We start from the raw sequence: 24,672 nt of genomic DNA on the forward strand, positions 1-24,672 counted from the left end.
CCGAAGTGCTCGGTGGACTGCATTTCCTGGTTTTCGCAGTGCTCATGTTGCCCGCTGCCGTACGGGTGCTGACTTCGGCGGGAAGTTCATAACACGCTCTAGTGACTCCTCTGGACATTCAGCCCGCCGCAAGGTGGGCTTTTTTTTGCCTGTCGCAGGCCGTCCCGTGCTGCCAGGTCGCTCACCGGCCGGGCGCGCTGCTCAGGTGCGCGCAGGTGCGCGTCGGAGCGCGCGCGGGGAGCGCGCAGCCACCCGTGGGGAAGACTTCGGTGGATCGGCCGCAGGTCGAGCCGGTCGGGCGCGCCGCGCACACGGCGCGGGCGCTCTCAGGCGGCGGTTCTGGGCGAAGCGGCTGCCGCGGTGGCCAGCTTCATCATGGTCTGCACGCGCTGGCCGAAGGCGTGCAGCTCGAACGGCTTGGTCAGCACCTGCATGCCCGCAGGCAGATGGCCGTGGCTCAGCACGGCGTTCTCGGCGTAGCCCGTGACGAACAGCACCTGCAGCGCCGGGTGAATGGTGCGCGCGGCATCCGCCACCTGGCGGCCGTTCATGCCGCCCGGCAGGCCCACGTCGGTCACCAGCAGCTTGATGGACGCATCGCTCTGCAGCACCTGGGTGGCACGGGCGCCGTCCTCGGCCTCCACCACCCGGTAGCCCATCTCGCGCAGCATCTCGACCATCAGCAGGCGCACGGACGCCTCGTCGTCCACCACCAGGATGGTTTCTCCCAGGCCGACACCGTCGAGCGCAGGCTGCGCGCCGCCGCCCTCGTCCACCGCCTCTTCATCGCCCACGTAGCGCGGCAGGTACATGGACACCGTGGTGCCCGAACCCACCGACGAATGGATGCGCGCCTGCCCGCCGGACTGGCGGGCGAAGCCATACACCATGGACAGGCCCAGGCCCGTTCCCACGCCGATGGGCTTGGTGGTGAAGAAGGGGTCGAAAGCCCGGGCGATCACCTCGGCCGGCATGCCGCTGCCGTTGTCGCTGACGGCGATGCACACGTACTGGCCGGGCTGCATCTCGTAGTCACGGGCCATGGCGTCGCCCATCGCCCTGTTGGCGGTCTCGATCATGAGCTGCCCGCCCTCGGGCATGGCGTCGCGGGCGTTGATGCAGAGGTTCAGCAGCGCGTTCTCGAGCTGGCTCGGATCGGCATGCACCGGCCAGACGCCCGCGCCCGCCACGACCTCCAGCGTGATCTGCGGGCCGATGGTGCGCCGCACCAGATCCTCGAACCCGGCAACGAGCTGGTTGACCTGCACGACCTTGGGCTCCAGCGTCTGCTGGCGCGAGAACGCCAGCAGCCGGTGCGTGAGCGCTGCCGCCCGCTTGGTGGCCGTCTGCCCGATGTCCACGTAGCGCAGCGCCGACGATTCCTCGCCCAGCTTGCGGCGCAGCAGTTCCAGGCTGCCGGAGATGGCGCCCAGCAGGTTGTTGAAGTCGTGCGCCAGCCCGCCGGTCAGCTGGCCGACGGCTTCCATCTTCTGCGACTGCCGCAGCGCTGCCTCGGATTTCATCAGCTCGGCCGTGCGCTCCTGCACCTTGCGCTCCAGCGAGTTGGCCAGCGCATGCAGGCGCTGCTCGGCGCGCCGGCGCTCCACCGCGTGGCGGGTGCGGTGCGCCACCTCGCGGATCAGGCTCATCTCCTCGGCCGTCCAGTGCCTGCTGGTCGCGTGGTTCAGATAGAGGAGCGCGACCAGGCCACCCTCTTCGTTGACGGGCATGTTGACAACAGACTGCGCCTGGATGGCGATCAGCGCCTCGGCGTTGTCGCGGGTGCGCGGGTCCAGCCAGGCGTCGGCGAACACCACGGTTTCGCCGCGCTTGAGATCCTCGATGTAGCTGCCGTAATCGCGAAAGCTCAGGGTGCCCGCCAGCGTGCCGATGCCGGGCGCGTTCCAGTCGCGCTCGATGGTGATGGTTTCCGCCTCGCGGTCCACCATGCCGTAGCCGGCCCGGCTGACGTCCAGCACCCGGCCCAGTGCCTCGGCGGCGCGGTAGGCGATGTCGGACGGCTCGGGCACCACGCCGAACACCTCCAGGTCGAGCAGGTCCAGCAGCTCTGCGCGCCGGCGCGACAGCATGGTGTCGGTGATCTCCTGCGAGATGCCGGCCATGTAGAGCGGGCGGCCACTGCCGTCCGACTCCAGCCGGCCCACCACGCGCACCCAGGCGAGCTGGCCATCGGGCCGCTGGATGCGGTATTCGATCTGGTAGTCCTCACCCGTCGCGATGGTGTGTGCGACGGCCGCGCGCATGCGCTCCCGGTCGTCCGGATGCACGGCATCGAGCAATTCCTGGTAGGTGAACGGCTGATCCGGGTCCCGCCCGAAATTCTGCTTGCAGTGCGGCGACGCGTAGAGGGACCGGTCTTGCAGATCGAGCTGCCAGACGCCCAGCCCCCCCGCGTCGGTGGCGGTGCGCAGCCGGGCTTCGCCCGCTTCCACCTCGCGCACGCGCTGGGCCAGTTCCTCGGTCAGGCGATCGGCTTCTTCCTTGGCCTGGCGCAGCTCGGCCTGGGCGGTGATGCGCGCGGCGCGTTCGGCCACCTCGCGCATGGCCCGGTCCAGCACCGAGGGCAGCCGCGACAGCCGGCCCTTGCTGACATAGTCGGTCGCGCCCTGCTTGAGCAGTTCGACCGCGTTGTCTTCGCCGATCACGCCGGACACGAAGATGAAAGGGGCATGCGGGGCGCGCTCGCGCGCCAGCAGCAGCGCCTCCGTGCCGCTGAAGCCGCCCAGTTCGTGGTCGGACAGGATCACTTCGAAACCACCCTGCTGCAGCGCGGCGACGTAGTCGGTGCCGTTGCGCACCACCTGCAGCCGGGCTCGCGGATACGCAGCCGACAGCGATTCCTGCAGCAGTTCCGCATCGAAGGCGGAATCTTCCAGCAGCAGCACCCGCAGCGGCTGCTGGGAACGCTCTTGTGCCGACCGCTCAGTCATGGCGGCGGCTGGCGCGCAGGGACCCTGGTGGCGGCTCGTTGAGCACCGCCCAGAACATGCCGAGCTCGGCGATCGACGAGACGAACTGCTTGAACTCCACCGGCTTGACCACGTAGGCGTTCACGCCCAGCTCGTAGCTGCGCAGCAGGTCGGCCTCTTCCTGCGACGAGGTGAGCATCACCACCGGCACGCTGCGCAGCGCGGGCGTGTTGCGCACCGCCTCCAGCACCTCCAGGCCGTTGACCTTGGGCAGCTTCAGATCGAGCAGGATCACCGCCGGGTTGCCTTCCTGGCGGCTGGCGTGTTCGCCTTCCCGGCGCAGGTAATCGAGCGCCGCCGCGCCGTCGCGCATCACCACCACGTCGTTGGCCAGCTGGCTGCGCTCCAGCGCCAGCAATGTCAGCTCCTGGTCGCGCAGGTCGTCTTCGACGAGAAGAATGGGTTTAAGCATGGCTGGACGGGGTTGCGGGAGAAGGCATGGCTTGCGCATTTTGCCCGGAGCCGGGCAGCACGAAACCGAATGTAGCGCCGTGGCCGGGCTCTCCTTGCGCCCAGACCCGGCCGCCGTGCCGCTCCACGATCCGCTTGACGTTGGCCAGGCCGATGCCGGTGCCCTCGAACTCCTCGCTCTGGTGCAGGCGCTGGAACACGTTGAAGAGCTTGCCGACGTATTGCATCTGGAAGCCCACGCCGTTGTCCTGCACCTCCAGCCCCTGTCCCTCGGCGTTGCGTACCGCCCGGACGTGGACCACCGCCGGTGATCGGTCGCGGCTGTACTTGACGGCGTTGCCGATCAGGTTGCGCACCGCCACCTGCAGCAGCAACGGGTCGGCGGTGAGCGCGGGCAGGCCGGCTTCCACATGCCACTCGATCTGGCGCTCGCGCTCGTGGCGCGCGATCTCCCGCACCAGTCCCTGCACCAGGCTGTCGGTGTCCACTCGCTTGAGGTTGAGTGCGGTGCGGCCCATACGCGAGAAGTCCAGCAGCGCGTCCACCAGCTGCCCGGCGAAGGCGGCAGCGTCCTTGACGTGGTGCATGTAGCGGTGCGCCCGCTCGCTGAGCGCCGCGCCCTCGGCGTCCATCACCAGATCGACATAGCCCGCGATGTGGCGCATCGGCGCGCGCAGGTCGTGCGACACGGTGTATGAGAAGGCTTCCAGTTCCTTGTTGGCGCGGCCCAGCTCGCTGGCCATGGCGGCCAGTTCCTCGGCGCGGCGCAGCACGATGCCGATGAGCGCCTGGCGCAGCTCGGCCACTGCTGCCGTCTCCGCCGCGGACCAGGGCAGGCAGCGCCCGCCGATCTGTTCGGCCCAGCGCTCGAAGCTGCGGCGCGGGTGAATGCGCCCTGCCGCATCGGGCTGCAGCAGCTGCTTGCGCGGGTCGCCGGCCCAGGTGACCGTCTGCACCACCTCGGGCCGGAACCAGAGCAGCACGTGGCGGTGCACCTGCGAGATGGAGATGGCCAGCACGCCTGCGGCCTGCTGCGGCCAGGCGGCCGCGGGCGGGTAGTGGGCGGCCAGCCCGGCGCTTTCGTACACCTCCGTGCCCAGCCCGGCGATCCAGCCGGCCAGTTCCACCAGCGCCGGCTGCGGCGGCGTCTCGCCGGTCGTCCAGACCTGCTCGTCGAGCACCACGGCCGCACCGGTGGCGCGGGCCATGCGCAAAAGCGCGGCGGGCTCCTGCAGGATGCGGCGCAGGCTGGCGTCGCTGTCGGCCAGCTGGGAGACGAGCTGCAGCGTCCAGTGGCGCAGCTCCAGCCGCGCGGCCACTTCGGCATTGGCCTGCAGCGCTTCGACCTGGATGGACAGCAGCTGGCCGAGGTGGGTGCAGGCGGCGCGCATGTCCGCATCCAGCAGGCGCGGCGCGTGGTCGTGGCAGGAGGCGAGCCCCCAGAGCCGCCCGTCCACCACGATGGACACCGACAGCGACGCCATCGTGCCCATGTTGCGCATGTATTCCAGGTGGACCGGCGACACGCTGCGCAGGAAGGCCTGCGACAGGTCGATGTCCTGCGCGGCGGGGCCGTCCGCTGCGGCCAGCAGCGGCACGGGCTGGTAGCCGGCGTCGGGAATCAGCCGGAAGCGGTTGGCCAGATACAGGGCCCGGGCCTGCTTCGGAACGTCGGCGGCGGGGAAGTGCAGCCCCAGGTAGCTGTCGTAGCCGGGCTCGACGGCCTCGCCCAGCACCTCGCCATGGCCCTCGTCGTCGAACCGGTACACCAGGCTGCGGCCGAAGCCGGTCAGGCGCTGGAGTTCACGCGCTGCCAGCTGGGCCAGGGCCTCCACGGTCCGGGCGGCCTGCAGGCGCGGCAGGAAGTCGCGCGCCAGGGCGTAGATGGGGGCTTCGTGGCGCCGCAGGCGGGGCTGGGGTTCGCATTCCACGATCAGCTGCGTGGCGGTGCGATGCGCCCAGCAGTCGTACGCCTGGTCGCCCGAGCGCAGGCTGCCCACCTGCACGGCGGACCCGTCGGCGGGCGTGGCGCGGAGCACCTCTGCGTCCAGCGACGTCAGCGCCGCCAGCGCCCCGGCGGCCGGACTGGCAGCCCCGCTGGCAGCAGCGTCCGCCCAGTTGGCGCTCCAGGCCAGCAGGGCCAGCGCGGCGCCGTCCAGCACCAGCATGCGGCCATGCGCCTGGATCGCGCCGGGCACCCGGATGGGCTCGATGTCGCACAGAGAGAGGTCGGGGGCGGATGTCAAGGCGGATACGGACGGCAAGGCGGCGGGGCGCGATGCGCGGATCATGCCAGCAAGGAGCCCCGGCCTGGGGTAGAGTGGGCAAAGGGTTGCGCCCTTTCCGCCAGGCCGCGGGCCCGTCGGCAGGCGCGGGCGGGTCCCGCCGCCCTCCCCCACCGCATTTCCATCCCGCTAGGAGTTCGCCCGCATGCCCTGGACCGCCGTCACCACCGAGCCTTCGCAACTGGGGGAGTCGCCGTTCTGGCACCCCGGGGAGCGCCGCCTGTACTGGGTGGACATCGACGGGCGGCAGGTCTCGCGGGTGGACCCGGCCTCGGGCCGCGTCGAGCATTGGCCCATGCCCACCGAGCCCGGCTGCATCGCGCCCGTGCGCGGCGGTGGCCTGGTCGTGGCGCTGCGCGCCGGCATCTTCATGGCACGCGAGTGGGGCGGCACGCTGGAGCCGGTGGCGCAGCTGCCTTTCGACCCGGCGACCGAGCGCGCCAACGACGGCAAATGCGATGCGCTGGGCCGCTTCTGGGTGGGCTCCATGCACGAGCCGAAGGCAGGGCCGCGCCAGCCCGTGGCGGCGCTCTACTGCGTCGATGCCCGGGGCGCCGGCCCCGCCACCGTGCGCCGCATGCTGGGCGGCGTGGCAACGGCCAACGGCCTGGCCTGGTCACCGGGGGGCGAGACGCTCTACTGGTGCGACACGCCGACGCACGAGATCCGCACCTGGCGCTGCGATGCGGCGCTGGAGCCGCAGGGCGAGCCGCAGGTCTTGAAGCGCTACGCACCCAAGCCGGCGGGGTGGCAGCCCGGCGCCGCCGTCCAGCCAGGCCAGGCGGCCTACGGCGGGCGACCCGACGGCGGCACCGTGGACGCGGAAGGCGCCTACTGGAGCGCGGCCTATGAAGGCGGCCGGGTGCTGCGCCTCTCGCCGACCGGCGAGGTGCTGGCCGATGTGGCGCTGCCCGTGCGCTGCCCCACCATGCCCTGCCTGGGGGGCGACGACGGCCGCACGCTGTTCGTCACCTCCGCGCGCCAGGGTCGGCCGGCCCAGGAACTGGCCGAGCTGCCGGGGTCGGGCTGCATCTTCTCCCTGCAGGTCGAGGTGCCGGGCCTGCCCGTCGCCTTCTTCGACCCCGGCCGCCGCTGACGGGCCGCGAGGCCGACCCCCTCCCCCGCGCTGGGCGCCCGGCCAATCCGCTCACACGCGCCGTTCAAAAAATTCAAGGCTGGCGCACCCCCTCGGCGCGGGGTGCTGCCGTACCATGCCCGGATGGATTCAGCCCTCAGCCAGATCGTCGAGCGCGTGCGCGCCAGTGCTTCCAACCAACGCCCGCTGCGCCTGCGGGGCGGCGGCACCAAGGACTTTCACGGCGGCGCCGTGCTGCAGGGCGAGGTGCTCGATCTGCGGCCCCTGGCGGGCATCGTGAGCTACGAGCCCAGCGAGCTGGTGGTGACTGCCCGCGCCGGCACTCCGCTGGCCGAGCTGGAGGCGCTGCTGGCGCAGCACGGCCAGTGCCTGCCGTTCGAGCCTCCCCGCTTCGGCGACGGCGGCACCGTGGGCGGCATGGTGGCGGCCGGCCTGTCGGGTCCGGCGCGTGCCAGCGTGGGTGCGGTTCGCGACTACGTGCTGGGGCTGGAGCTGGTCAACGGCCGGGCCGAGCTGCTGCGCTTCGGCGGCCAGGTGATGAAGAACGTAGCCGGCTATGACGTCTCGCGCCTGATGGTGGGCGCCTGGGGCACGCTGGGCGTGATCACCGAGGTCAGCCTGAAGGTGCTGCCCGTGCCGCCGGCCGAGGCCACACTGCGGTTTGCCTGCACCCAGGCCGATGCGCTCGCCCGGCTGCAGGCCTGGGGCGGCCAGCCGCTGCCGCTCAACGCCAGCTGCTGGGTGGACCCTGTGGACGACGGCACGGGCGGCCCCGGCCGCGAAGGCACGCTCTACCTGCGCCTGCGCGGCGCCACGGCGGCGGTGGAGGCCGCCTGCCGCAGCCTGGGCGGCGAGCGCATGCCGCAGGACGCCACCGCCGCCGACTGGAACGCCTGCCGGGACCAGACCCTGCCGTGGTTCACCGACCGCAGCGCGCGACCCGGCCACGCGCTCTGGCGCCTGTCGGTGCCCGCCACCGCCCCGGTGCTTGCCCTGCCCGCCGGGGTGGCAGCGCCGCTCATCGAATGGCACGGCGCCCTGCGCTGGGTGCAGGCGCCGCTGGCGCATGGCGCGGCCCTGCGGCAGGTCGCACGGCAGGCGGGTGGAAATGCTACTATTTTTATAGCAGAAGACGGCCATTCCACAAGCGCCAGCGGCCCTTTTGATGCTCAATCCCCGGCCATCGCGCAGATCCACGCGCGGCTGCGCCAGGCGTTCGACCCGGCCGGCCTCTTCAACCCGGGCCACCTGGTGGGCGCAGCCGGCTAGGCCGCCATGCGCCTGCTGCGCCACCTGACCGGGCTGCACCGCACGCGCGCCACCAACCGCGTGCTGGGCCTGCTGCTGGCCTTCATCGCGGGCGCGGTGAATGCGGGCGGCTTCCTGGTGCTGGCGCGCTACACATCGCACATGACGGGCTTCACGTCGCAGGTGGCCGACTCGCTGGTGACGGGCGACATGCAGGTGCTGCTGGGGGCGCTGGGCGCCATCCTGGCCTTCCTGGCCGGCGCCGCCACCGCCGCCATTCAGATCAATTGGGGCCGGCAGTTCGGGCTGCGCCACCTCTACGCCCTGCCGCTGCTGCTGGAGGCCGCGCTGATGCTGCCCTTCGGCCTGATGGGCGCGCTGACGCTGGGCTGGTCCACGCCCTTCGCCGTGCCGCTTACGGTGCTGCTGCTGTCCTTCATCATGGGCGTGCAGAACGCCGTGGCGTCCAAGGTGTCCGGCGGCAAGATCCGCACCACGCACATGACCGGCCATTTCACCGACCTGGGGATCGAGCTGGGCAAGGCGCTCTACTGGAACCGCTTTCGCACCGAAGCCAACCGCGTGCGGCCCAACCTGGACCGGGTGCGGCTCTTCGGCGGGCTGATCGCGGCCTTCGTGCTGGGCGGCGTGGCGGGCGCCGCCGGCTTCAAGCACGTGGGCTTCGTCTGCGTGCTGCCGCTGGCCGCACTGCTGCTGTGGCTGTCGCTGCCCGCCTACCTGGACGACCTGCGCCACAACCGCGCGCTGCGAGACTGGACCTTCGGCTGGTGGGGCCACTTGCGCCTGCGCCACCGCGCGCCCCCGGCAGCCGGCGGCGACGGCCCGCCGCACTGACACCGCCACGTCCTGACCCGCCTCCCACGACATACCCCCAAGAACACGATGCAAACCAACCTCGCCCCCCACTACCAGGGCACGCCCGAAGGGCAGGAGGCCGAGGCCATCCTGCGCAAGTGCGTGCACTGCGGCTTCTGCACCGCCACCTGCCCCACCTACCAGCTGCTGGGCGACGAGCTGGACGGCCCGCGCGGCCGCATCTACCTCATCAAGCAGGTGCTGGAGGGCGAAACCCCCACCCGCAAGACCCAGCTGCACCTGGACCGGTGCCTGACCTGCCGCAACTGCGAAAGCACCTGCCCGAGCGGCGTGCAGTACGGCCACCTGGTGGACATCGGCCGCAAGCTGGTCGACGAGCAGGTGCCCCGCCCGCTGGGCGAGCGCGCCACGCGCTGGGCGCTGAAGGAGGGCCTGCCCTCGCCCCTCTTCGGCCCGGCCATGAAGGCCGGCCAGGCCGTGCGCGGCCTGCTGCCCGAGGCGCTGCGCGCCAAGGTGCCCGCACCGCAGCAGGCCGGCGCCTGGCCGGTGCGGGAACACGCCCGCAAGGTGCTGATGCTGGCCGGCTGCGTGCAGCCCGCCATGCTGCCCAACATCAACCGCGCCACGGCCCGCGTGCTCGATGCGGCGGGCATCCAGACCGTGATCGCGCCGCAGGCCGGCTGCTGCGGCGCCGTGAAGTTCCACCTGAACGACCAGGACGGGGGCCTGGCCCAGGCGCGCGCCAACATCGACGCGTGGTGGCCCTACATCGATTTCCAGGGCGGCGTGGAAAGCATCGTCATGAACGCCTCGGGCTGCGGCGTGATGGTCAAGGACTACGGCCATCTGCTGCGCGGCGACGCGCAATACGCCGAGCGCGCGGCCCGCATCAGCGCCCTCACGCGCGACCTGTCCGAGCTGCTGCCCGACCTGCTGCCCGAGCTGGCCGAACGCCTGCAGGGCCGCATCGACCCCGGCCAGGCGCTGCTGGCCTACCACCCGCCCTGCACGCTGCAGCACGGCCAGAAGCTGCGCGGCGGCGTGGAGGCGCATCTGACGGCGCTGGGCTTTCGCGTGCGCACCGCGCGCACCGAGTCGCACCTGTGCTGCGGTTCGGCCGGCACCTATTCGGTGCTGCAGCCCGAACTGGCCTTGCCGCTGCGCGACCGCAAGCTGGCCGCGCTGGGCGAAGTCTTCGCCGAAGGCGAGGCGCCAGCCGCCATCCTGTCGGCGAACATCGGCTGCATCACCCATCTGCAAAGCGGCACCGACGTGCCCGTGCGGCACTGGGTGGAGGTGCTGGACGAGGCGCTGCGCCCCGGCGCGCTGTAGGCCTGACAGCTTCGGCCAGCGGCGAACTGGCATGATGGCGGGTTTTCCGCCGCGCAGCCGGGCGCGCCGGAGGCCTTCCCTCCTCCGCCGCCACCGCTGCCCGGCCGCACCGCCGTGACCCGACCGCACCCTTGATAGCCATGACCGACAACGCGACCGCACCCGAATCCCAGAACCCCGCACCCGCCGCACCCGCAGCCAGTGCCGCTGCACCGGCCACGGACAGCCAGGCCGTGCCGGCAGCAGCGGCCGGCGGCGAAGCAGGCACCTCAGAAGCCTCCGCCGCCCCAGAAGCCGCCGGCGGCGAAGGCCGCGCTCCGCGCTCGCCCAACGCGTCCCGGCGTGGCGGGCGCGGCCGCTCGGGCGGTGGCGGCGGCCAGAACCGGCAGACGGGCGAAGCCGCGGCCGGCACGCCGCCCAAAGGCCAGAGCGGCCCGCGCCGCACGCACCCCGCGCTGGAACAACTGGCGGGCTTCTACCCGCACCTCTTCGGCGCGCAGTTCCTGCCGCTCAAGCGCGGCATCTTCCAGGACCTGCAGGACGCCCACCCCGGCGTCTTCGAAAAGGAAGACCTGAAGGCCGCGCTCGGCATCCACACCCGCTCCACGCGCTACCTGCAGGTGGTGGCCGAGGGCCGCCAGCGCCACGACCTGAGCGGCCAGCCGGTCGAGGCCATGGCGCCCGAACACGTCCACCACGCCCTGCTGGAAGTGTTCCGCCGCAAGAAGCCGCGCGACGGCGAAGACCTCACGGCCAAGCTGCGCCGCCGCATCGCCCAGGCCTACGAAGCCTCGGGCCTGACGCGCGAGGCCTACGACGCCCTGGTGCGCGGCCGCGACGAGCGCGCCAACGCCCTGCTGGACGAAGCGTTTGCCGAAGTCGCCGAACGCGACGCCAAGGCCGAAGCGCTGCTGCGCGCTTTCGAGGCCAGCGGCAGCGCGTCGGTGGAACAGTTCGCCGACATGTACGGCATGGATGCGCGCGCGGTCGAGCGGCAGCTGCAGCGCGCCCGCCAGCTGCACAACGCACCGGCACCCGCACCGGCACCCGCACCTACGCCCACAACGACCACTGCGCCCGTCGACGCCCCAGCCGAGCCAGCGGCCGAAGCCTGAACCGCGCAGGCGGCCTCCCACCCCCTGCCAGTCCGCTCATCGAAGCCCGTTCGGGCTCAGCTTGGCCTGTCCTGAGCTTGTCGAAGCGTCGCAGCCAGGGCGCGCCAGGCAGCCTCTGCGCGAACAGGTTGACTGACTGACTGGCGTGACACCCTTGCCCGCCGGCGCCGCACCCGCCTGCTGACACCACGCTGTCAGCAGCCCCCCCCCGCACCATGACGTTGTTTGCAAACACACCCTCGGGTGAACGTCATGAGCGCAACCGCTTCCCTCCCCCTTCCGCACAAGCACCAGCAACCGCCACGGCCACGTCAGCCACGGCCATCCGCTGGTTCGAGATCCCCGGCACTGACCTGGGCGGCGCCCAGGCCTTCCATGGAGCCGTGCTGGCACGCCCCCTGCGCAGCGCCTGGACTGCGCACCGAGCCTGGACGCCGCCGTGGCCCGCGTGGCCGCCGCCGGCGGGCGGTTGATCGACGCCTGCATCGAACGGCCCCGGGGCATCGGCTTCATCGCCCACCTGCGCGACACCGAGGGCCATACCGTCGGCCTGTATGCGGCGACGCGCTGATCGAATGCGCTCCATGCCGACGGAGCCCGGCGGCGCCCACCCGGGGCTCGGGTCGCGCGCCGGATAGCATGGGCACGGCCCGAGGCACATGCACCCGGTTGCTATATCTTTCATAGCTTCATGCGCATATATACCAAGCGCTTCAGGCCTTTTCGACGCAACTCATCATCCATCGCCCATCCACACGCCATGCGCCGCGCAGACCGCCTGTTCCAGATCGTCCAGCTCATCCGGGGCCGGCGCCTCTCCACGGCCGACTTCCTGGCGGGGCGGCTGGAGGTGTCGGCGCGCACCATCTACCGCGACGTCGCCGACCTGCAGCGCCAGGGCGTTCCCATCGAGGGGGAGGCGGGCGTGGGCTACCGGCTGGGCAAGGGCTTCGAGCTGCCGCCGCTGATGTTCAGCCAGGGCGAGGCCAACGCCCTGGTAGCGGCGGCGCGTCTGGCGCAGACCTGGCTGGACGCGGGCCTGGCCTGCGATCTGGAAGAGGCGCTGGGCAAGATCCTGTCGGTGCTGCCGGCCGCGGCCCGCGCCGCGGCCGAAGCCCAGGCACTGTACGCCCCGGCGGTGGGACTGGATGAGCGGGAGCGGACCATGCTGCAGGCGCTGCGCGAAGCCGTGCCTGCACGCCGCATCGTGCGCATCGAATACGCGGACGACCAGGGCCGATCCAGCGTGCGCCGGGTGTGGCCGCTGGGCTGCTTCTACTGGGGCCGGGTGTGGACCCTGGCGGCCTGGTGCGAACTGCGTGGCGATTTCCGGGGCTTCCGGATCGACCGCGTGGCCGCGCTGGAGTTGCTGGACCAGCGCTTTCCCACGCAACAGGGCCGCACGCTGGCCGACCTGCTGCGCCGGGAAGAGGCCAAGATGGCTGCCAGGGCGGCAGCCCAGGTCGAGGCCGCAAGCCAGGCCGGTGCGCAACGCGGCCTGCCCATGCCTTCCCACCCTTCTCCTTCCCCTTCCTCTTCCTCTTCTGCCACATGACCGAGATCGTCTATTACGTCGCCGCCTCCCTCGACGGTTTCATCGCGGGCCCGCAGGGCGAGCTGGAATGGCTGATGCCCTTCGAGAACGCTGCCACCGACTATGGCATGGCGGCCTTCATCGACACCGTGGACGCCGTCGTCATGGGCCGCCGTACCTGCGAGGCAGTGATGTCGTTCGGCGTCTGGCCCTACGGCGAGCGCCCCGGCCAGGTGCTCAGCCACCAGCCACGCCCACCATCGGCCAGCGGCCTGCCCCAGCACATGGAGTGGGGCCCCCGCTCACCCCAGCAACTGCTTGCACACTGGCAACGCCAGGGCGTGCGCCGCGGCTGGCTGCTAGGCGGAGGCGACGCAGCCGGGCAGTTTCTGCGCAGCGGCTGCGTGCATCGCCTGATGCTGGCGACCATGCCCGTCACGCTCGGCGCCGGCATCCCGCTCTGGGGCAGCGCGAGTCACGGCAGGCACGCGCTCCGCTGGGAAGAGCGGTCCCGCCAGTGCTATGACGACGGCGTGGTGACCCGCGAGCTGCAGCCCCTCAGCGCGGCCGGCGCATCAGAAACCGCGCCTCGGGCGTGATCTCGAAGTAATCCGCCGGACCGCCGCCGCGCAGGATCGGCCGGGCTGCAGCGGTGTCGTAGATGCCGCCCGGCAGCAACGCGCTGGCGATGTGCACCTGCACGACTTCACCCCACACCATCCAGGTATCCAGCAGGCGGCCCGCGTGATCGGCCAGGCGCTGCACCTGGGTGACGCGGCATTCCAGCGCCACGGGGCTCTGCGCCACGCGCGGCGCGGCCACCTGCGCGCAGGACGCGGGCACGAGGCCGGCCAGCGTGAATTCATCGTGTTCCGATGGCTGTTCGGTGCTGGTGGCGTTCATGGCCTCGGCCAGGTCGCGCGTGGCCAGGTTGCAGACGAATTCGCCCGTCGCCTCGGCATTCGCCACCGTGTCCTTGTAGCCCACGCTGGAGAAGGCCACGATGGGTGGACGGTAGTTGAAGATGTTGAAGAAGCTGTAGGGCGCCAGGTTGATGCGGCCTGCGGCGCTGCGCGTGGAGATCCAGCCGATGGGCCGGGGCCCGAGGATGGAGGGAAGCGGATCGTGCGGCAGGCCATGGCCCTCGCCGGGCCGGTAGCTGTGCAGGGTGCCGGCGGCGGGGCCAACATCAGGGTCTTTCGATGAGGAAATCATGCTTGCAGTCTGCCCGCGCCAAACGCCGCTGTGGCTGGATCGGTATGCATTCCTGCACGAATCGACTGGCCGGCGCAGGCATTGGCCAGAGCAACAAAGACACCCGTGCCCATTGCTCAAGCCCCACCCAACCCAAGCGGCTCACAGAGCCCTTCTGGCTAGGCGCCGCATCGCAGACAGTGGCAGCGCCACGGCAAGATGCGGCAACGACGCCAGCAGGGCTCTGTGCGCCACGCTCCCTCAGTCTGCCGGGCCGTACCTGTCTATCAGCTCATGCAGCGCCGCCTTCAGCGCCTCGGACTTGCGCGCGCCCAGCGAGGCCAGCACCATCTTCTCGTGCAGTTCGGCCTGGGCCAGCAGGCCGGAGACCAGCTTGCGCCCGCTGCGCGTGACGCGCACCCGCGTGACGCGGCCATCGGTGGCGTCGGGCACGCGCTGCACATGGCCTTGCGCCTCCATCCGGTCGAGCAGGCGGGTGACGGTGGGCTGCTTGCTCACGGTCTTCTGCGCCAGGCGGCTGATGGGCATCGGGCCATTGCCGACCAGGGTGGAGAGCACGCGCCATTCCAGCACCGACAGCCCCTGCGACTCCACCACCGCATGGAATTCGGACGAGACCAGATGCCAGGCCTGGCCCAGCAGGGCGGGAAGGTAGTGATCGACGAAGGGTTCTGTCTCGGGCATGGGCGGAGAAGCGGGGCAGGCATCGGCGGCGGCCGCACCCGCGGGCTCTGCCGCCAGGGCGCCGCTGCGGGGCAGGAGGGCTTCGTCCCATTCTAGGTGCGCCCACCGCCCGGCTTCGTCCGCCCCAGGCGCCCGGTGTGATGCGGGCCCCGTTGTCGGAGCCGCCGCGCCTGTCGCGTCGCCGGCAGCCTCAGTAGCGCCCACTGAGCAGCGCGCCATGTCCCGGTACCTGGGTGGAAAGGCCCAGCTTCTTGAGCATCTGCCAGGTGGTGGCCACGGACGACGACAGCACCGGCAGGCCCACGCGGTCCTCGATGGGCTGCACGGAGGCGAGCGAGGGCATCTGCACGCAGGCCGAGGCCACCACCGCATCCACTCCGGCGGTGTGGAGCCGCTTCGTGATCTCGATGGGTGCGCGCGGGTCCTGGCGGCCGACTTCGAGGTTGTCGGGGATCTCCAGCGAGATGCTGTCCACCACCTCGATGCCTTCGCTCTCGATGTAGTCGATCACCAGCTGCGTGAGCGGCTTCATGTAGGGCGTGAGGAGGGAGACCTTCTTCGCGCCGATGGCGTGCAGGCCATCGACCAGGGCGCCGGCGCTGGTCACCACGGGCGCGGGGCCGCCGTTGTCCACCGTGCGCTGGTGCAGGCGCGCCTCGGAGACACGGTGGTAGCCGCGGCCCATGCTCATGATGGCGACGAGGCAGGCGTAGCCCAGCACATCGACGCGCGCGTCCGACAGCTCCAGCGCGCAGCGGTCGCTGTCGCCGTCCATGGCGGCCAGCTCTTCCTTGGTGACGTGCTTCATCCGCATGCGGCTGGAATGGAAGGTGAAGCGCTCCGGGTGCAGCGCCTCGCGCGCACGCAGGATGGCCGGGATCTCCGTTTCCATGGTGGTGTTGGAGCTGGGCACGATCTGCCCGATACGGAAGGCGCGGGGGGTGGCGGTGGTGGTCATTGGGGTGTCTCCTGGAATGCGTCGGCGCCGCCGCCCTCGCGCGGCTGCAGGGCGTCGGTGTCGGCCGGCGCGTCGTCGAAGCGCGCGGCCTGCAGCGGCCGGCGGTTCACGCGCAGGTCGAAGACGTCGAAGCGGTTGTAGTGGCCGGTGATGTCGTGCATCTGGCGCGGCTGGATGCAGCGGCCCAGGTCGATGTCGGCATAGGCGATGCCCTCGTCGTCGATCAGCGGCTGGCCGATCACGCGGCCATCGGGGCCGAGGAAGCCGGAGAACGCGCTGTTCCTGCGCGTGAGCAGCTCGCGCGCCTTGGGGTTGAGCGGCTCCATCGCCGTGATGATCTCTTCCGACACGGTGGAGCACGAGACGATGGTGAACAGCTTGCCCTCGAAGCAGTGGGCCGCCGCGCGCACCTTGATCGCCTCGGCCATGTCGTAGTCGGGCGGCGCCACGGGCAGCGAGATGTAGCTGGCCACGTGCACCAGTTCGCCCTGCGACAGCAGCGCGAAGCGCGCCAGCGTGTTGGTGTTCTCGCCGCAGGCGAGCGAGCCGAGCGGGCCGATGGAGGTGCGGTGCACGCGCAGGGCCGAGGCATCGCCCGGCGCCCAGGTGAGCTTTTCGGCCCAGGTGGGCACCAGCTTGCGGTGGCGGCCCAGGATGCGGCCGTCGTCGCCGATGGTGACCAGGGTGTTGTAGATCGTGCCGATGCCGTGGCGGCTGCGCTCGTTCACGCCGATCACCACATGCGTCTTGTGGCGCGCCGCGGCCTGGGCTATTTTTGCGATCTCAGGGCCGGGAATCTCGATGGCCGAGCGCGCCAGGCGCTCGAACCACGGGCTGCCGTCGATCGGGTTGGCGATCCAGCTCCAGTACGGGTAGCCGGCCACGAACACCTCGGGGAAGGCGACGAGCTGCGCGCCGTTGCCGGCGGCTTCGGCGATCAGGCGGCAGGCCTTGTCCACCGTGGCGTCGGTGTCGAGGAACACCGGGGCGGCCTGCACGGCCGCCGCCTTGAATTTCGGCAATTCGAGCATGGCGGCCTCCTCTTATTCGCGGCCGGCGCACGGGTCGTTGCCCACGGCCACCACGGGGTGGCGCAGGCTGCCGATCTTCTCGACCGTGGCGTCGATCACGTCGCCGGGCCAGACCCATTCCTGCGGGCTGCGGCCGGCGCCCACGCCTTCGGGGGTGCCGGTGGCGATGATGTCGCCGGGCTCCAGCGTGATGCCGGCGCTGATGTCGGCGATCAGCGTGTTCACCTTGAACAGCATGTGGCGGGTGTTGGAGCTTTGCTTGGTCACGCCGTTGACCTGCAGGCTCAGGTCCAGCACCTGCGGATCGGGGATCTCGTCGGCGGTGACGATCACCGGGCCGAAGGGCGCATACGTGTCCTGGCCCTTGGAATAGATCCACTGGCCGGCGCGGCGGTTGTCGCGCGCGCTCATGTCGATCATCAGGCTGTAGCCGAAGACGTGGTTCAGGGCCGAGGCTTCCTGAACGCGCTTGGCGCGGGTGCCGATGATGACGGCCAGCTCCACTTCCCAGTCCAGCTGGCGGGTGATGTCGGCGTTGTGCTCGATGGCGTCGCCGGGGCCGATGACGGTCGTGGGCGGCTTGGAGAAGATCACGGGCTGCTTGGGCAGGTCCTTGGACGTGTCCAGCGCGCGGCTGGATTCGGCCACGTGCTCGACGTAGTTCAGGCCGATGCCGAAGATGTTCTTGCGGGGCCGGGGGATGGGAGCGAGCAGCTTCACGTTGGCGAGCGGCACGGCCACGCCCAGCGGCCAGCGGCCCTGCTGGTCGGCCAGCAGCTCGGAGGTGGTGGCGACGGCAGAGGGGCCGAGGTCGATGAAGTCCAGCATGTCGTCGGGCAGATCGTGGCCGGTGTGCTCGCCCAGGCGCTGCAGATCGACGACGAGGCCATCGACGAGGGCGCCCAGGCGGGCGGCGGCGGCGACGTGGGCGCGGTAGGTGACGAGTTTCATGGTGCGGGTCTCCAGTGGGGTGAATCGGTAAAAAGGGGGTCAGGGTTCGGTGTTGATCAGGCGGGCGCCGACACCGGCTGGTGGCCGCCGTTGTCGGCCAGCGCCTCTTCGCGGTAGAGGTCGAGCTTTTCCATCACCGGCAGGTCGCTGAAGCAGAACAGGCAGGCGTCTTCGGTCTGCGAGGCATTGGCGTGCTCGTGCCAGGCCCAGGAGGGCACGCAGAAGATGTCGCGCTCCTGCCAGTCGAAGCGCTGGCCGTTGATGATGGAATGGCCGCGGCCCTTGGCCACCTGGTAGAGGAAGCTGCCGGTGTGGCGATGCGCCTTGCCCGCGAAGCCCGGGCGCAGGCGCTGCATGCTGGCGCCGATGGTGGGCATGACGTAGCCACCCGTGACCGGGTTGGTGTAGTGCATGAGCACGTCGTCGAAGGGGTTGCCGTCCGACACCGATGCGTGGCGCACCAGGGCCTCGTAGGTGGGCGCCCATTCGTACTTGAAGAGCGGCGAATAGGGCTTGTTCCAGGCGAGGCCGTGCGGGCGCAGGGCCGGCGCGCCCCAGAGCGCGGTGGAATCGTCCACCGGGTGGCCCACGGCCTGGCGCAGATCCGGGTGGACGACGTAGAAGCCGGCCTCCATGGCGTTGACCAGGGGGATGTCCAGCCCGTCCTGCCAGATGCAGGGCAGGCCGCCCGCTTCCACGCCGTGCTCGTGCCAGGTGCCGTTGGGCGTGAGCACGAAGTCGTTGGCGCCCAGGGTCATCTTGTGGCCATCCACCACGGTGTAGGCGCCCTGCCCTTCCATGATGAAGCGCAGTGCCGAGGCGGAATGTGCGTGGGCCGAAGCCGCTTCGCCCGGGTGCATGACCTGCAGGCCGGAGTAGAGCCAGCCCACGGCGGCGGAGACCTCCTGCCGGCCCGGGTTGTTCAGATAGATGACGCGGCGGCCGGCTTTCTCGGGCGTGACGAGTTCGACCGAGCGCAGCACGTGCTCGCGCAGGTCGCGGTAGCGCCAGAGGACCGGCACCGAGGCCGACTTGGGCTGCCAGGGCTCGATCTTGTTGGCCACCGTCCAGAGGGCGCCGGCCTTCAGTTGTTCGAGCTGGCGGTAGTAGGCGACGAGTTCGGGCGTGTCCTCCACGTCCGCGCGCCCGGCGATGCTTTCGCGGTACTGGTCGTAGTTGGGTGACGTTGATGCTTGGGCCATGGTGATGCTCCTTTGCTGTGCGATGAACGGGCGGGCTGCGGCATCAGGCCTGGCCGGCGCGAGCGTAGCTGCGCTCGAGCTGGTCGCGGCCCCACTCGTAGGCGGCGGGCCACTGCACGTCGCGCCAGCCGTGGCGGGCGCTCTGGTCGAGCAGCCAGGCGGCGTTGGCCAGGTGCGGGCGGGAGAGAGCGCACAGGTCGGCGCGGCCCGAGGCCACGATGCCGTTGACCTGGTCGGCCTCGGTGATGGCGCCCACGGCGATGGTCGGCACCTGGGCCTCGTTGCGGATGCGGTCGGCGAACGGGGCCTGGAACATGCGGCCATAGACAGGCTTCTGGTCGGGCGTGACTTCGCCGGACGAGGCATCGACCAGGTCGGCGCCCGCTTCCTTCAGGCGGCGGGCGATCTCCACGGCCTCATCGACGGTGGTGCCGCCTTCGGCCCAGTCGGTGGCCGAGATGCGCACCGACAGCGGCAGGTGCTCGGGCCACACGGCGCGCACCGCCGCCACCACGTCGATCGGGAAGCGCAGGCGGTTGTCCAGCGAGCCGCCGTAGGCGTCGGTGCGCCGGTTGGTCAGCGGCGAGATGAAGGACGAGAGCAGGAAGCCATGGCCAGCCTGCAACTCCAGCCAGTCGAAGCCGGCCTCGGCCGCACGGCGCGCTGCCGCCACGAAGCCGTCGCGGATGTGCTCCAGATCGTGCTGCGTGGCCTCGCGCGGCACGGCGGAGATGCCGGGCCGGTAGGGCAGCGCGCTGGCCGACACCAGCGGCCAGTTGCCTTCGGCGAGCGGGTGGTCGGGCTTTTCCCAGCCCAGCTGGGTGGAGCCGCGCCGGCCCGCGTGGTTGAGCTGCACCCCGATGCGCGCGCCGCTCTGGGCGTGCACGAAGTCGGCGATCTTCTTCCACGCGGCGATCTGCTCGTCGTTCCACAGGCCCGGGTCGCCCGGGGTGATGCGGGCCTCGGGCGCCACGGCCGTGGCCTCGGCGATCAGCAGACCGGCGCCGCCCAGGGCGCGGCTGCCCAGGTGCACCAGGTGGAAGTTGCCGGGCACGCCGTCCTGGCTCGAATAGAGCATGGTGGGCGACACCACGATGCGGTTGGGCAGCGTGACGCCGCGCACCGTGAAGGGCGTGAGCAGCGGCGGGCGCGGCGGCTGGCCCGCGGGCGCCTCCACGCCCGAGCGCTCGGCCAGCCAGCGTTCGTAGCCTTCGAGCCAGGCCGGATCGCGCAGGCGCAGGTTCTCGTGCGAGATGCGCTGCGAGCGCGTGAGCAGCGAATAGGCGAACTGCTCGGGTGCAAGGCCCGCGTAGCGCGCCACGTTCTCAAACCATTCGGTGGAGTTGCGGGCCGCGTTCTGGATCTTGAGCACCTCCACGCCGCGCACTGCCTCGTAGTGCTGCAGCCGCTCGCGCAGCGCGCCGCCGGCCTTCAAGGTGTTGGCCAGCTCGATCGCGTCTTCCAGCGCCAGCTTGGTGCCCGAGCCGATCGAGAAATGCGCGGAATGCGCGGCATCGCCCATCAGCACCACGGGCACCTCGCGGCCCTGGGCGCCGTCGGGCTGCGTCCACTGCACCCAGTGCTTGCAGATCACGCGCGGGAAGCGGATCCACACGGCCGAGCCGCGCAGGTGGGTGGCGTTGCAGATCAGCGGCTCGCCGTCCAGCCAGGGTGCGAACAGCTTTTCGCAGTAGGCGATGCCGTCTTCCTGCGACATCTTGTCGATGCCGGCGGCCTGCCAGGCGGCGTCGGTGGTTTCCACGATGAAGGTGGAGAGGCCGTTCTCGAACTGGTAGGCATGGGCCTGGAACCAGCCGTGCTCGGTGGGCACGAAAATGAAGGTGAAGGCCTCGAACACCTTGCGCGTGCCCAGCCACACGAAGCGGCAATTGCGCTGGTCGATGTCGGGCTGGAAAGTATCGGCATAGCGCGTACGGATCGGGCTGTTGATGCCGTCGCTGGCGATGACCAGGTCGGCGCCGTACTGGCGCGCCACCTCCTGGTCGTCCTGCACCTGGGTCTCGAAGACCAGCTGCACGCCCAGTTCCTCGCAGCGCGACTGCAGGATGTTCAGCAGCTTCTTGCGGCCGATGCCGATGAAGCCGTGGCCGCCGCTGCGGACCATGCGGCCTTTGAAGTGGACGTCGATGTCGTCCCAGCGGCTGAATTCGGCCGCGATGGTCTGGGCCGAGACGGGGTCTGCGCCGCGCAGGTTCTCCAGCGTGGCGTCGGAGAACACGACGCCCCAGCCGAAGGTGTCGTAGGGCCGGTTGCGCTCGATGACCACGACCTCGTTGGACGGGTCCTGCAGCTTCATCAGCAGGCCGAAATACAGGCCGGCGGGGCCGCCGCCGATGCAGGCGATTTTCATGGTGCGCTCCTTCTTTGTCGTCTCAGGTGTTGTGTTCGGGGGTGTCGGGCTGCTCGGGAACCAGGGCGTGGCGCAGCACGGCGGGAATGGCGACGGCCTGGTGCGTCTGCAGCGAGGTGGTCACCACCACCTGCCGCACGCGCATGCGCAGGTCGCCATCGGCGCCGGTGCAGGCCAGCGCCAGCGTGATCGACTTGCCGCCCAGCTGCTCCACGTCGAGCGAGAGCGTCACGTCGTCGCCCATGCGGCTGATCGCGCGGAAGTCCGCCTCCAGCCGCACCGTCGGCAGGCCGAAGCGCATCTCGCCGATGTAGCCAGCGAAGCCCGTGCCCGGCAGCAGCTGGTCCACCCAGGCTTCCAGCAGGTCGTTGAACATCACGAAGTACTGCGGGTAGAAGACGATGCCGGCGGGATCGCATTCCGAAAAGCGGATGCGGTGCGGGCGGCTGAAGTGGCGGGGGTGGGGGCGCGGGCTCATGCGGCGGCCCCTTCGGTGATGAGGGCATGGCGGCGGAGGCTGTCCTGCAGCTTCACGCCGTGTTCGTCGGCCAGTGCGGCATCGCGCAGGCTGCGCAGCGTGGCGGGCGCCAGCGTGGCGGCGTGGCGGTCCACCACGGCCATCAGGGTTTCGTAGTTCTTCAGTCCCCGGGCGTGCGTGTCGCTGTAGCCCTTGACCAGCCGCTGGCAGCGCGCCGCCTCGAGCGCCAGGGCCGGGTCGATGGCCGCCAGGCGGTGGATGCGCGCCAGCCAGGTATCGATGCGTTCGGTCTCCTGCGCATAGCGCAGCGTGCTGCGGCGGCCGCGGCGCCACCGCGCCAGCAGGTAGAGCGTGAGGAAGCCCCCCAGGCTGCTGGTGCGCACGATGCGCCCTTCGCGCGTGAAGCGGCCCACCAGGCGGTGCACGGCATGCGGGCGGGCCAGCCAGCGGCCCAGGCCGGCGGGCAGGGTCTCGCAGATTTCTTCCAGGCGCGGGTGCATGAATTCCTGGATGTGCAGCACCTGGTCCTGCTGGGCGTGCACTTCGTCCGTCACGCGCTCGAAGCGGCTGGCGCGGGTCTTCAGGTCGGCCACGCGGATCACGTCTTCGTACGACATCCACAGCGCCAGGTGGCGGGCCGTCTCGGCCAGCAGCGTGGCGTCGGTGCCGCGGGCAGCAGCCAGCGCGTCGAGCCGCTGCAGGTAGAGGGCGGCGTAGGCGATGTCCTGGTAGTCGATCAGGCGGCGCACGCCTTCGACGGCGATGTCCGCCGCCTCGGCCGGATAGGCCTGGGCGCGAGCAACCAGCCGGGCCACTTCGGGGTGGGCGGGCCGCACGCTGGCGGCGGCGCGCGGCTGGGGCTTGCCCGACGCGATGCGCTCGGGCGACTCCTGGCGCGACTGCTCGTAGCCCACGGCGAAGGCCTTCAGGCTCGGCTTCACGCCCACGCCGCCGCGCTCGATGGTGGCCTCGAACTGCTGGCGGTTGAAGGGCAGCACGCCTGCGCCGCAGAGCGCGCCGAACAGCACCGCGCTGATGACGCTGCCGCTGCGCTCGGCGGCGGCGGCCATGTCGAAGGCGATGAAGCGCTGCGCGGCGCGGCGGGCCTGGGCCAGCAACGCATCGCCGTCCACCCGGCCGTCGCCCATGGCGGACTTCTCGGCGATGGAATAGACGCGGTGGGTGGAGGTGACGAAGGCCGTGCGGTCCGGCGTGACCAGGCCGCGCTGCACGGCGCGGCCGGCTTCCATCAGCTCGGAGGCCAGCACGATGTCCACGTCGCCCGGCATCGGGGCCTGGGCCAGCACCGGCACGCGAGCGCCGGGCTGGTCCGCGCCGGGGAACAGTTCCACGTAGTAGATGGTGGCGCCGGTGCGCTGGGCCACGCCGGGCACCGAGGTGGTCTGCGCGAACCAGCCGTTGGATTCGCCCAGATCGACGACCCAGTCGGCCAGCACGCCGCCGCCCTCGCCGCCCATGGCGAGGATCGCGATCTTGATCGGTTCAATGGTCATGGAAGGCTCCGAAGAAAGCTGAGGGGGAAAACAGGAAGTGAAGCGAGCGGGCGAGGCGGCGCGGCTCATGCGCCGGGAGGGCGCGCGGGCAGCAGGAACACGGCGATGGCGGCCAGCGCGCCCACGGCGGCGAAGGCGATGAAATTGGCAGAGACGCCCAGGCCGGCACTGGCCACGTAGCCGCCCAGCAGCGGCCCGGCCATGGCGCCGAAGCGCGAGAACGACAGCCCCCAGCCCGTGGCCGCGGCGCGCACCTGCGCCGGGTACCAGCCGGCCAGGTGGCCGGTGAGGATGAGCGAGGCCGAGATGCTGCCCAGGCCTGCCAGCGCCACCAGCAGGTAGTTCACCCACAGGCCGCCCGGCGACATGAGGGCCAGCACCGCGGCGGCGCCCAGCAGATAGAAGCAGCCCACCGTGCCGCGCACACCGAAGCGGTCCGCAATGCGGCCCAAGAACAGCCCGCCGACGGCCGAGGCCAGGCTGAACACGACCAGGAAGCCGAGGCTGGAGCCCAGGTCGTAGCCGCTTTGGCGCATGATGGTGGGCAGCCAGGTGTTGAGCCCGTAGATCAGCAGCAGGCCGCAGAACAGTGCCACCCAGAAGCAGGCCGTGGCGCGCAGGTGGCGGCGGGCGAAGACTTCGGCCAGCACCTGGCGCCAGCCGAACGCGCTCTGCGTGGCAGCCTGCGGGACGACCGCGCGCACCGGCTTCGGCACCGGCAGCCCCAGGCGCTGCGCCAGTTCGCGGGCCTCGCGCTGGCGGCCCTTGCCCGCCAGGTACTCCAGCGATTCGGGCAGCATCTTCGCCATGGGCCAGAGGGCCAGCAGCGGCAGCGCGCCCGCGCCGACCACGCCGCGCCAGCCGATCTGCGGCAGCCACTGCAGGGCGAGCAGCGCCGCGCACAGGATGCCGAAGGAGTAGCCCGAATACATCACGCCGTAGTTGAAGCTGCGGCGGGCGGGCGGCGAATATTCGATGGTGAGCGCCGCGGCGGCCGGAATGACCCCGCCCAGCCCCACCCCGCCCAGGAAGCGGAACACGCCGAACCACAGCGGCGTGGGCGCCCAGGCCGCGCCCGCCATGGTGAGCGAAAAGAGCGCCACGCAGGCCAGCAGCATGCGGCGACGGCCCAGCAGGTCGCTCAGCGTGCCCACCAGCAGCGCGCCCACGAACATGCCCGCCAGCGCATAGCTGCTGAGCACGCCGAGCTGCAGCGGGTTCAGGTTCCAGGCACGGTCTTCGGCCATGGCGGGCAGCACCGCGCCCATCACGCCGACGTCGTAGCCCTCGAACAGGATCGCCAGCCAGCAGACGATCAGAACGCGCCGGGTCACGGCCGGGCGCACCGGGTGGGAACCCGCTGCGGTGGTGGTGGTGGTGGGGATCGGTGCGGCCATGGTCATTGCTCCTGCTGCTGTGC

21 protein-coding genes are annotated in these 24,672 nt (G+C 71.0%); 8 read left to right on the forward strand and 13 right to left on the reverse strand.

Annotated features, from left to right (window positions below):
- Positions 1 to 326: 326 nt before the first annotated feature.
- From ASF94_RS19665 to ASF94_RS19675, 3 genes are read right to left on the reverse strand one after another with little or no spacing between them, the layout of a single operon-like run.
- Positions 327 to 2,951, reverse strand: a complete 2,625-nt coding sequence (locus tag ASF94_RS19665; RefSeq protein WP_082493441.1) for a response regulator — start codon at positions 2,949 to 2,951, stop codon at positions 327 to 329.
- Positions 2,944 to 3,402 (reverse strand): response regulator, encoded by a 459-nt coding sequence (locus tag ASF94_RS19670; protein ID WP_056670661.1) that lies wholly within the window; start codon positions 3,400 to 3,402, stop codon positions 2,944 to 2,946. Before ASF94_RS19670 ends, ASF94_RS19665 begins: the two co-directional genes overlap by 8 nt.
- Complete coding sequence (locus ASF94_RS19675; RefSeq protein ID WP_235505443.1) at positions 3,395 to 5,647, reverse strand: ATP-binding protein; 2,253 nt, start codon at positions 5,645 to 5,647, stop codon at positions 3,395 to 3,397. The genes ASF94_RS19670 and ASF94_RS19675 overlap by 8 nt, the downstream gene beginning before the upstream one ends.
- Before the next feature lie 184 nt (positions 5,648 to 5,831).
- Here ASF94_RS19675 and ASF94_RS19680 point away from each other — a divergent pair, with 184 nt between their 5' ends.
- The 8 genes from ASF94_RS19680 (at position 5,832) to ASF94_RS19710 (ending at position 13,447) form a co-directional block, all read left to right on the forward strand.
- Positions 5,832 to 6,782, forward strand: coding sequence for an SMP-30/gluconolactonase/LRE family protein (locus tag ASF94_RS19680; RefSeq protein ID WP_056670664.1), 951 nt, complete (start codon positions 5,832 to 5,834; stop codon positions 6,780 to 6,782).
- A 123-nt stretch (positions 6,783 to 6,905) separates the two neighbouring features.
- Complete coding sequence (gene glcE, locus ASF94_RS19685) at positions 6,906 to 8,051, forward strand: glycolate oxidase subunit GlcE (protein WP_056671104.1); 1,146 nt, start codon at positions 6,906 to 6,908, stop codon at positions 8,049 to 8,051.
- Positions 8,052 to 8,057: 6 nt separating this feature from the next.
- Complete coding sequence (locus ASF94_RS19690) at positions 8,058 to 8,885, forward strand: YoaK family protein (RefSeq protein WP_082493443.1); 828 nt, start codon at positions 8,058 to 8,060, stop codon at positions 8,883 to 8,885.
- A gap of 48 nt (positions 8,886 to 8,933) precedes the next feature.
- Positions 8,934 to 10,199 (forward strand): glycolate oxidase subunit GlcF, encoded by a 1,266-nt coding sequence (gene glcF / locus ASF94_RS19695; protein WP_056670667.1) that lies wholly within the window; start codon positions 8,934 to 8,936, stop codon positions 10,197 to 10,199.
- A 140-nt stretch (positions 10,200 to 10,339) separates the two neighbouring features.
- On the forward strand, positions 10,340 to 11,314 hold the full coding sequence (locus ASF94_RS19700) for a ProQ/FINO family protein (RefSeq protein ID WP_056670670.1): 975 nt from the start codon (positions 10,340 to 10,342) through the stop codon (positions 11,312 to 11,314).
- 439 nt (positions 11,315 to 11,753) lie between these two features.
- A complete protein-coding gene (locus ASF94_RS22020) occupies positions 11,754 to 11,885 on the forward strand; it encodes a hypothetical protein (RefSeq protein ID WP_369818682.1) in 132 nt (43 codons plus the stop codon).
- Positions 11,886 to 12,074: 189 nt separating this feature from the next.
- Positions 12,075 to 12,869: a YafY family protein gene (locus ASF94_RS19705; protein ID WP_082493444.1), complete on the forward strand. Its 795-nt coding sequence runs from the start codon at positions 12,075 to 12,077 to the stop codon at positions 12,867 to 12,869.
- A complete protein-coding gene (locus tag ASF94_RS19710; RefSeq protein ID WP_056670673.1) occupies positions 12,866 to 13,447 on the forward strand; it encodes a dihydrofolate reductase family protein in 582 nt (193 codons plus the stop codon). Before ASF94_RS19705 ends, ASF94_RS19710 begins: the two co-directional genes overlap by 4 nt.
- On the opposite strand, the gene ASF94_RS19715 is transcribed toward ASF94_RS19710, so the two are convergent.
- The 10 genes from ASF94_RS19715 to ASF94_RS19760 all read right to left on the reverse strand — a co-directional run bounded on the left by ASF94_RS19715 (position 13,407) and on the right by ASF94_RS19760 (position 24,649).
- Complete coding sequence (locus ASF94_RS19715; protein ID WP_082493445.1) at positions 13,407 to 14,063, reverse strand: flavin reductase family protein; 657 nt, start codon at positions 14,061 to 14,063, stop codon at positions 13,407 to 13,409. The genes ASF94_RS19710 and ASF94_RS19715 overlap by 41 nt on opposite strands.
- A gap of 240 nt (positions 14,064 to 14,303) precedes the next feature.
- Positions 14,304 to 14,747 (reverse strand): MarR family winged helix-turn-helix transcriptional regulator, encoded by a 444-nt coding sequence (locus tag ASF94_RS19720; RefSeq protein WP_056670676.1) that lies wholly within the window; start codon positions 14,745 to 14,747, stop codon positions 14,304 to 14,306.
- A gap of 190 nt (positions 14,748 to 14,937) precedes the next feature.
- Positions 14,938 to 15,705, reverse strand: coding sequence for an Asp/Glu racemase (locus ASF94_RS19725; RefSeq protein ID WP_056670679.1), 768 nt, complete (start codon positions 15,703 to 15,705; stop codon positions 14,938 to 14,940).
- Positions 15,702 to 16,736 (reverse strand): carbon-nitrogen hydrolase family protein, encoded by a 1,035-nt coding sequence (locus ASF94_RS19730; protein ID WP_056670681.1) that lies wholly within the window; start codon positions 16,734 to 16,736, stop codon positions 15,702 to 15,704. Before ASF94_RS19730 ends, ASF94_RS19725 begins: the two co-directional genes overlap by 4 nt.
- Positions 16,737 to 16,748: 12 nt before the next feature.
- Complete coding sequence (locus ASF94_RS19735) at positions 16,749 to 17,687, reverse strand: fumarylacetoacetate hydrolase family protein (protein ID WP_056670683.1); 939 nt, start codon at positions 17,685 to 17,687, stop codon at positions 16,749 to 16,751.
- Between the two features lie 56 nt (positions 17,688 to 17,743).
- On the reverse strand, positions 17,744 to 18,889 hold the full coding sequence (locus ASF94_RS19740) for a cupin domain-containing protein (RefSeq protein WP_056670686.1): 1,146 nt from the start codon (positions 18,887 to 18,889) through the stop codon (positions 17,744 to 17,746).
- A gap of 43 nt (positions 18,890 to 18,932) precedes the next feature.
- Positions 18,933 to 21,260 (reverse strand): bifunctional salicylyl-CoA 5-hydroxylase/oxidoreductase, encoded by a 2,328-nt coding sequence (locus ASF94_RS19745; protein ID WP_056670689.1) that lies wholly within the window; start codon positions 21,258 to 21,260, stop codon positions 18,933 to 18,935.
- A gap of 22 nt (positions 21,261 to 21,282) precedes the next feature.
- Entirely contained in the window at positions 21,283 to 21,738 is a 456-nt protein-coding gene (locus ASF94_RS19750) for a thioesterase family protein (protein WP_056670692.1), read from the reverse strand.
- Positions 21,735 to 23,252 (reverse strand): indolepyruvate oxidoreductase subunit beta family protein, encoded by a 1,518-nt coding sequence (locus ASF94_RS19755; protein WP_056670694.1) that lies wholly within the window; start codon positions 23,250 to 23,252, stop codon positions 21,735 to 21,737. The genes ASF94_RS19750 and ASF94_RS19755 overlap by 4 nt, the downstream gene beginning before the upstream one ends.
- Before the next feature lie 65 nt (positions 23,253 to 23,317).
- Positions 23,318 to 24,649: an MFS transporter gene (locus ASF94_RS19760; RefSeq protein ID WP_056671109.1), complete on the reverse strand. Its 1,332-nt coding sequence runs from the start codon at positions 24,647 to 24,649 to the stop codon at positions 23,318 to 23,320.
- Between the last annotated feature and the right edge of the window lie 23 nt (positions 24,650 to 24,672).

This window comes from Acidovorax sp. Leaf160 (assembly GCF_001424265.1).
GTDB lineage: Bacteria > Pseudomonadota > Gammaproteobacteria > Burkholderiales > Burkholderiaceae_C > Paracidovorax.

Coding starts and splice junctions, on each gene's coding strand:
- ASF94_RS19665 (WP_082493441.1), bottom strand. CDS start 2,951: ATGACTGAGCGGTCGGCACAAGAGCGTTCCCAGCAGCCGCTGCGGGTG.
- ASF94_RS19670 (WP_056670661.1), bottom strand. CDS start 3,402: ATGCTTAAACCCATTCTTCTCGTCGAAGACGACCTGCGCGACCAGGAG.
- ASF94_RS19680 (WP_056670664.1), top strand. CDS start 5,832: ATGCCCTGGACCGCCGTCACCACCGAGCCTTCGCAACTGGGGGAGTCG.
- glcE (WP_056671104.1), top strand. CDS start 6,906: ATGGATTCAGCCCTCAGCCAGATCGTCGAGCGCGTGCGCGCCAGTGCT.
- ASF94_RS19690 (WP_082493443.1), top strand. CDS start 8,058: ATGCGCCTGCTGCGCCACCTGACCGGGCTGCACCGCACGCGCGCCACC.
- glcF (WP_056670667.1), top strand. CDS start 8,934: ATGCAAACCAACCTCGCCCCCCACTACCAGGGCACGCCCGAAGGGCAG.
- ASF94_RS19700 (WP_056670670.1), top strand. CDS start 10,340: ATGACCGACAACGCGACCGCACCCGAATCCCAGAACCCCGCACCCGCC.
- ASF94_RS19705 (WP_082493444.1), top strand. CDS start 12,075: ATGCGCCGCGCAGACCGCCTGTTCCAGATCGTCCAGCTCATCCGGGGC.
- ASF94_RS19710 (WP_056670673.1), top strand. CDS start 12,866: ATGACCGAGATCGTCTATTACGTCGCCGCCTCCCTCGACGGTTTCATC.
- ASF94_RS19715 (WP_082493445.1), bottom strand. CDS start 14,063: ATGATTTCCTCATCGAAAGACCCTGATGTTGGCCCCGCCGCCGGCACC.
- ASF94_RS19720 (WP_056670676.1), bottom strand. CDS start 14,747: ATGCCCGAGACAGAACCCTTCGTCGATCACTACCTTCCCGCCCTGCTG.
- ASF94_RS19725 (WP_056670679.1), bottom strand. CDS start 15,705: ATGACCACCACCGCCACCCCCCGCGCCTTCCGTATCGGGCAGATCGTG.
- ASF94_RS19730 (WP_056670681.1), bottom strand. CDS start 16,736: ATGCTCGAATTGCCGAAATTCAAGGCGGCGGCCGTGCAGGCCGCCCCG.
- ASF94_RS19735 (WP_056670683.1), bottom strand. CDS start 17,687: ATGAAACTCGTCACCTACCGCGCCCACGTCGCCGCCGCCGCCCGCCTG.
- ASF94_RS19740 (WP_056670686.1), bottom strand. CDS start 18,889: ATGGCCCAAGCATCAACGTCACCCAACTACGACCAGTACCGCGAAAGC.
- ASF94_RS19745 (WP_056670689.1), bottom strand. CDS start 21,260: ATGAAAATCGCCTGCATCGGCGGCGGCCCCGCCGGCCTGTATTTCGGC.
- ASF94_RS19750 (WP_056670692.1), bottom strand. CDS start 21,738: ATGAGCCCGCGCCCCCACCCCCGCCACTTCAGCCGCCCGCACCGCATC.
- ASF94_RS19755 (WP_056670694.1), bottom strand. CDS start 23,252: ATGACCATTGAACCGATCAAGATCGCGATCCTCGCCATGGGCGGCGAG.
- ASF94_RS19760 (WP_056671109.1), bottom strand. CDS start 24,649: ATGGCCGCACCGATCCCCACCACCACCACCACCGCAGCGGGTTCCCAC.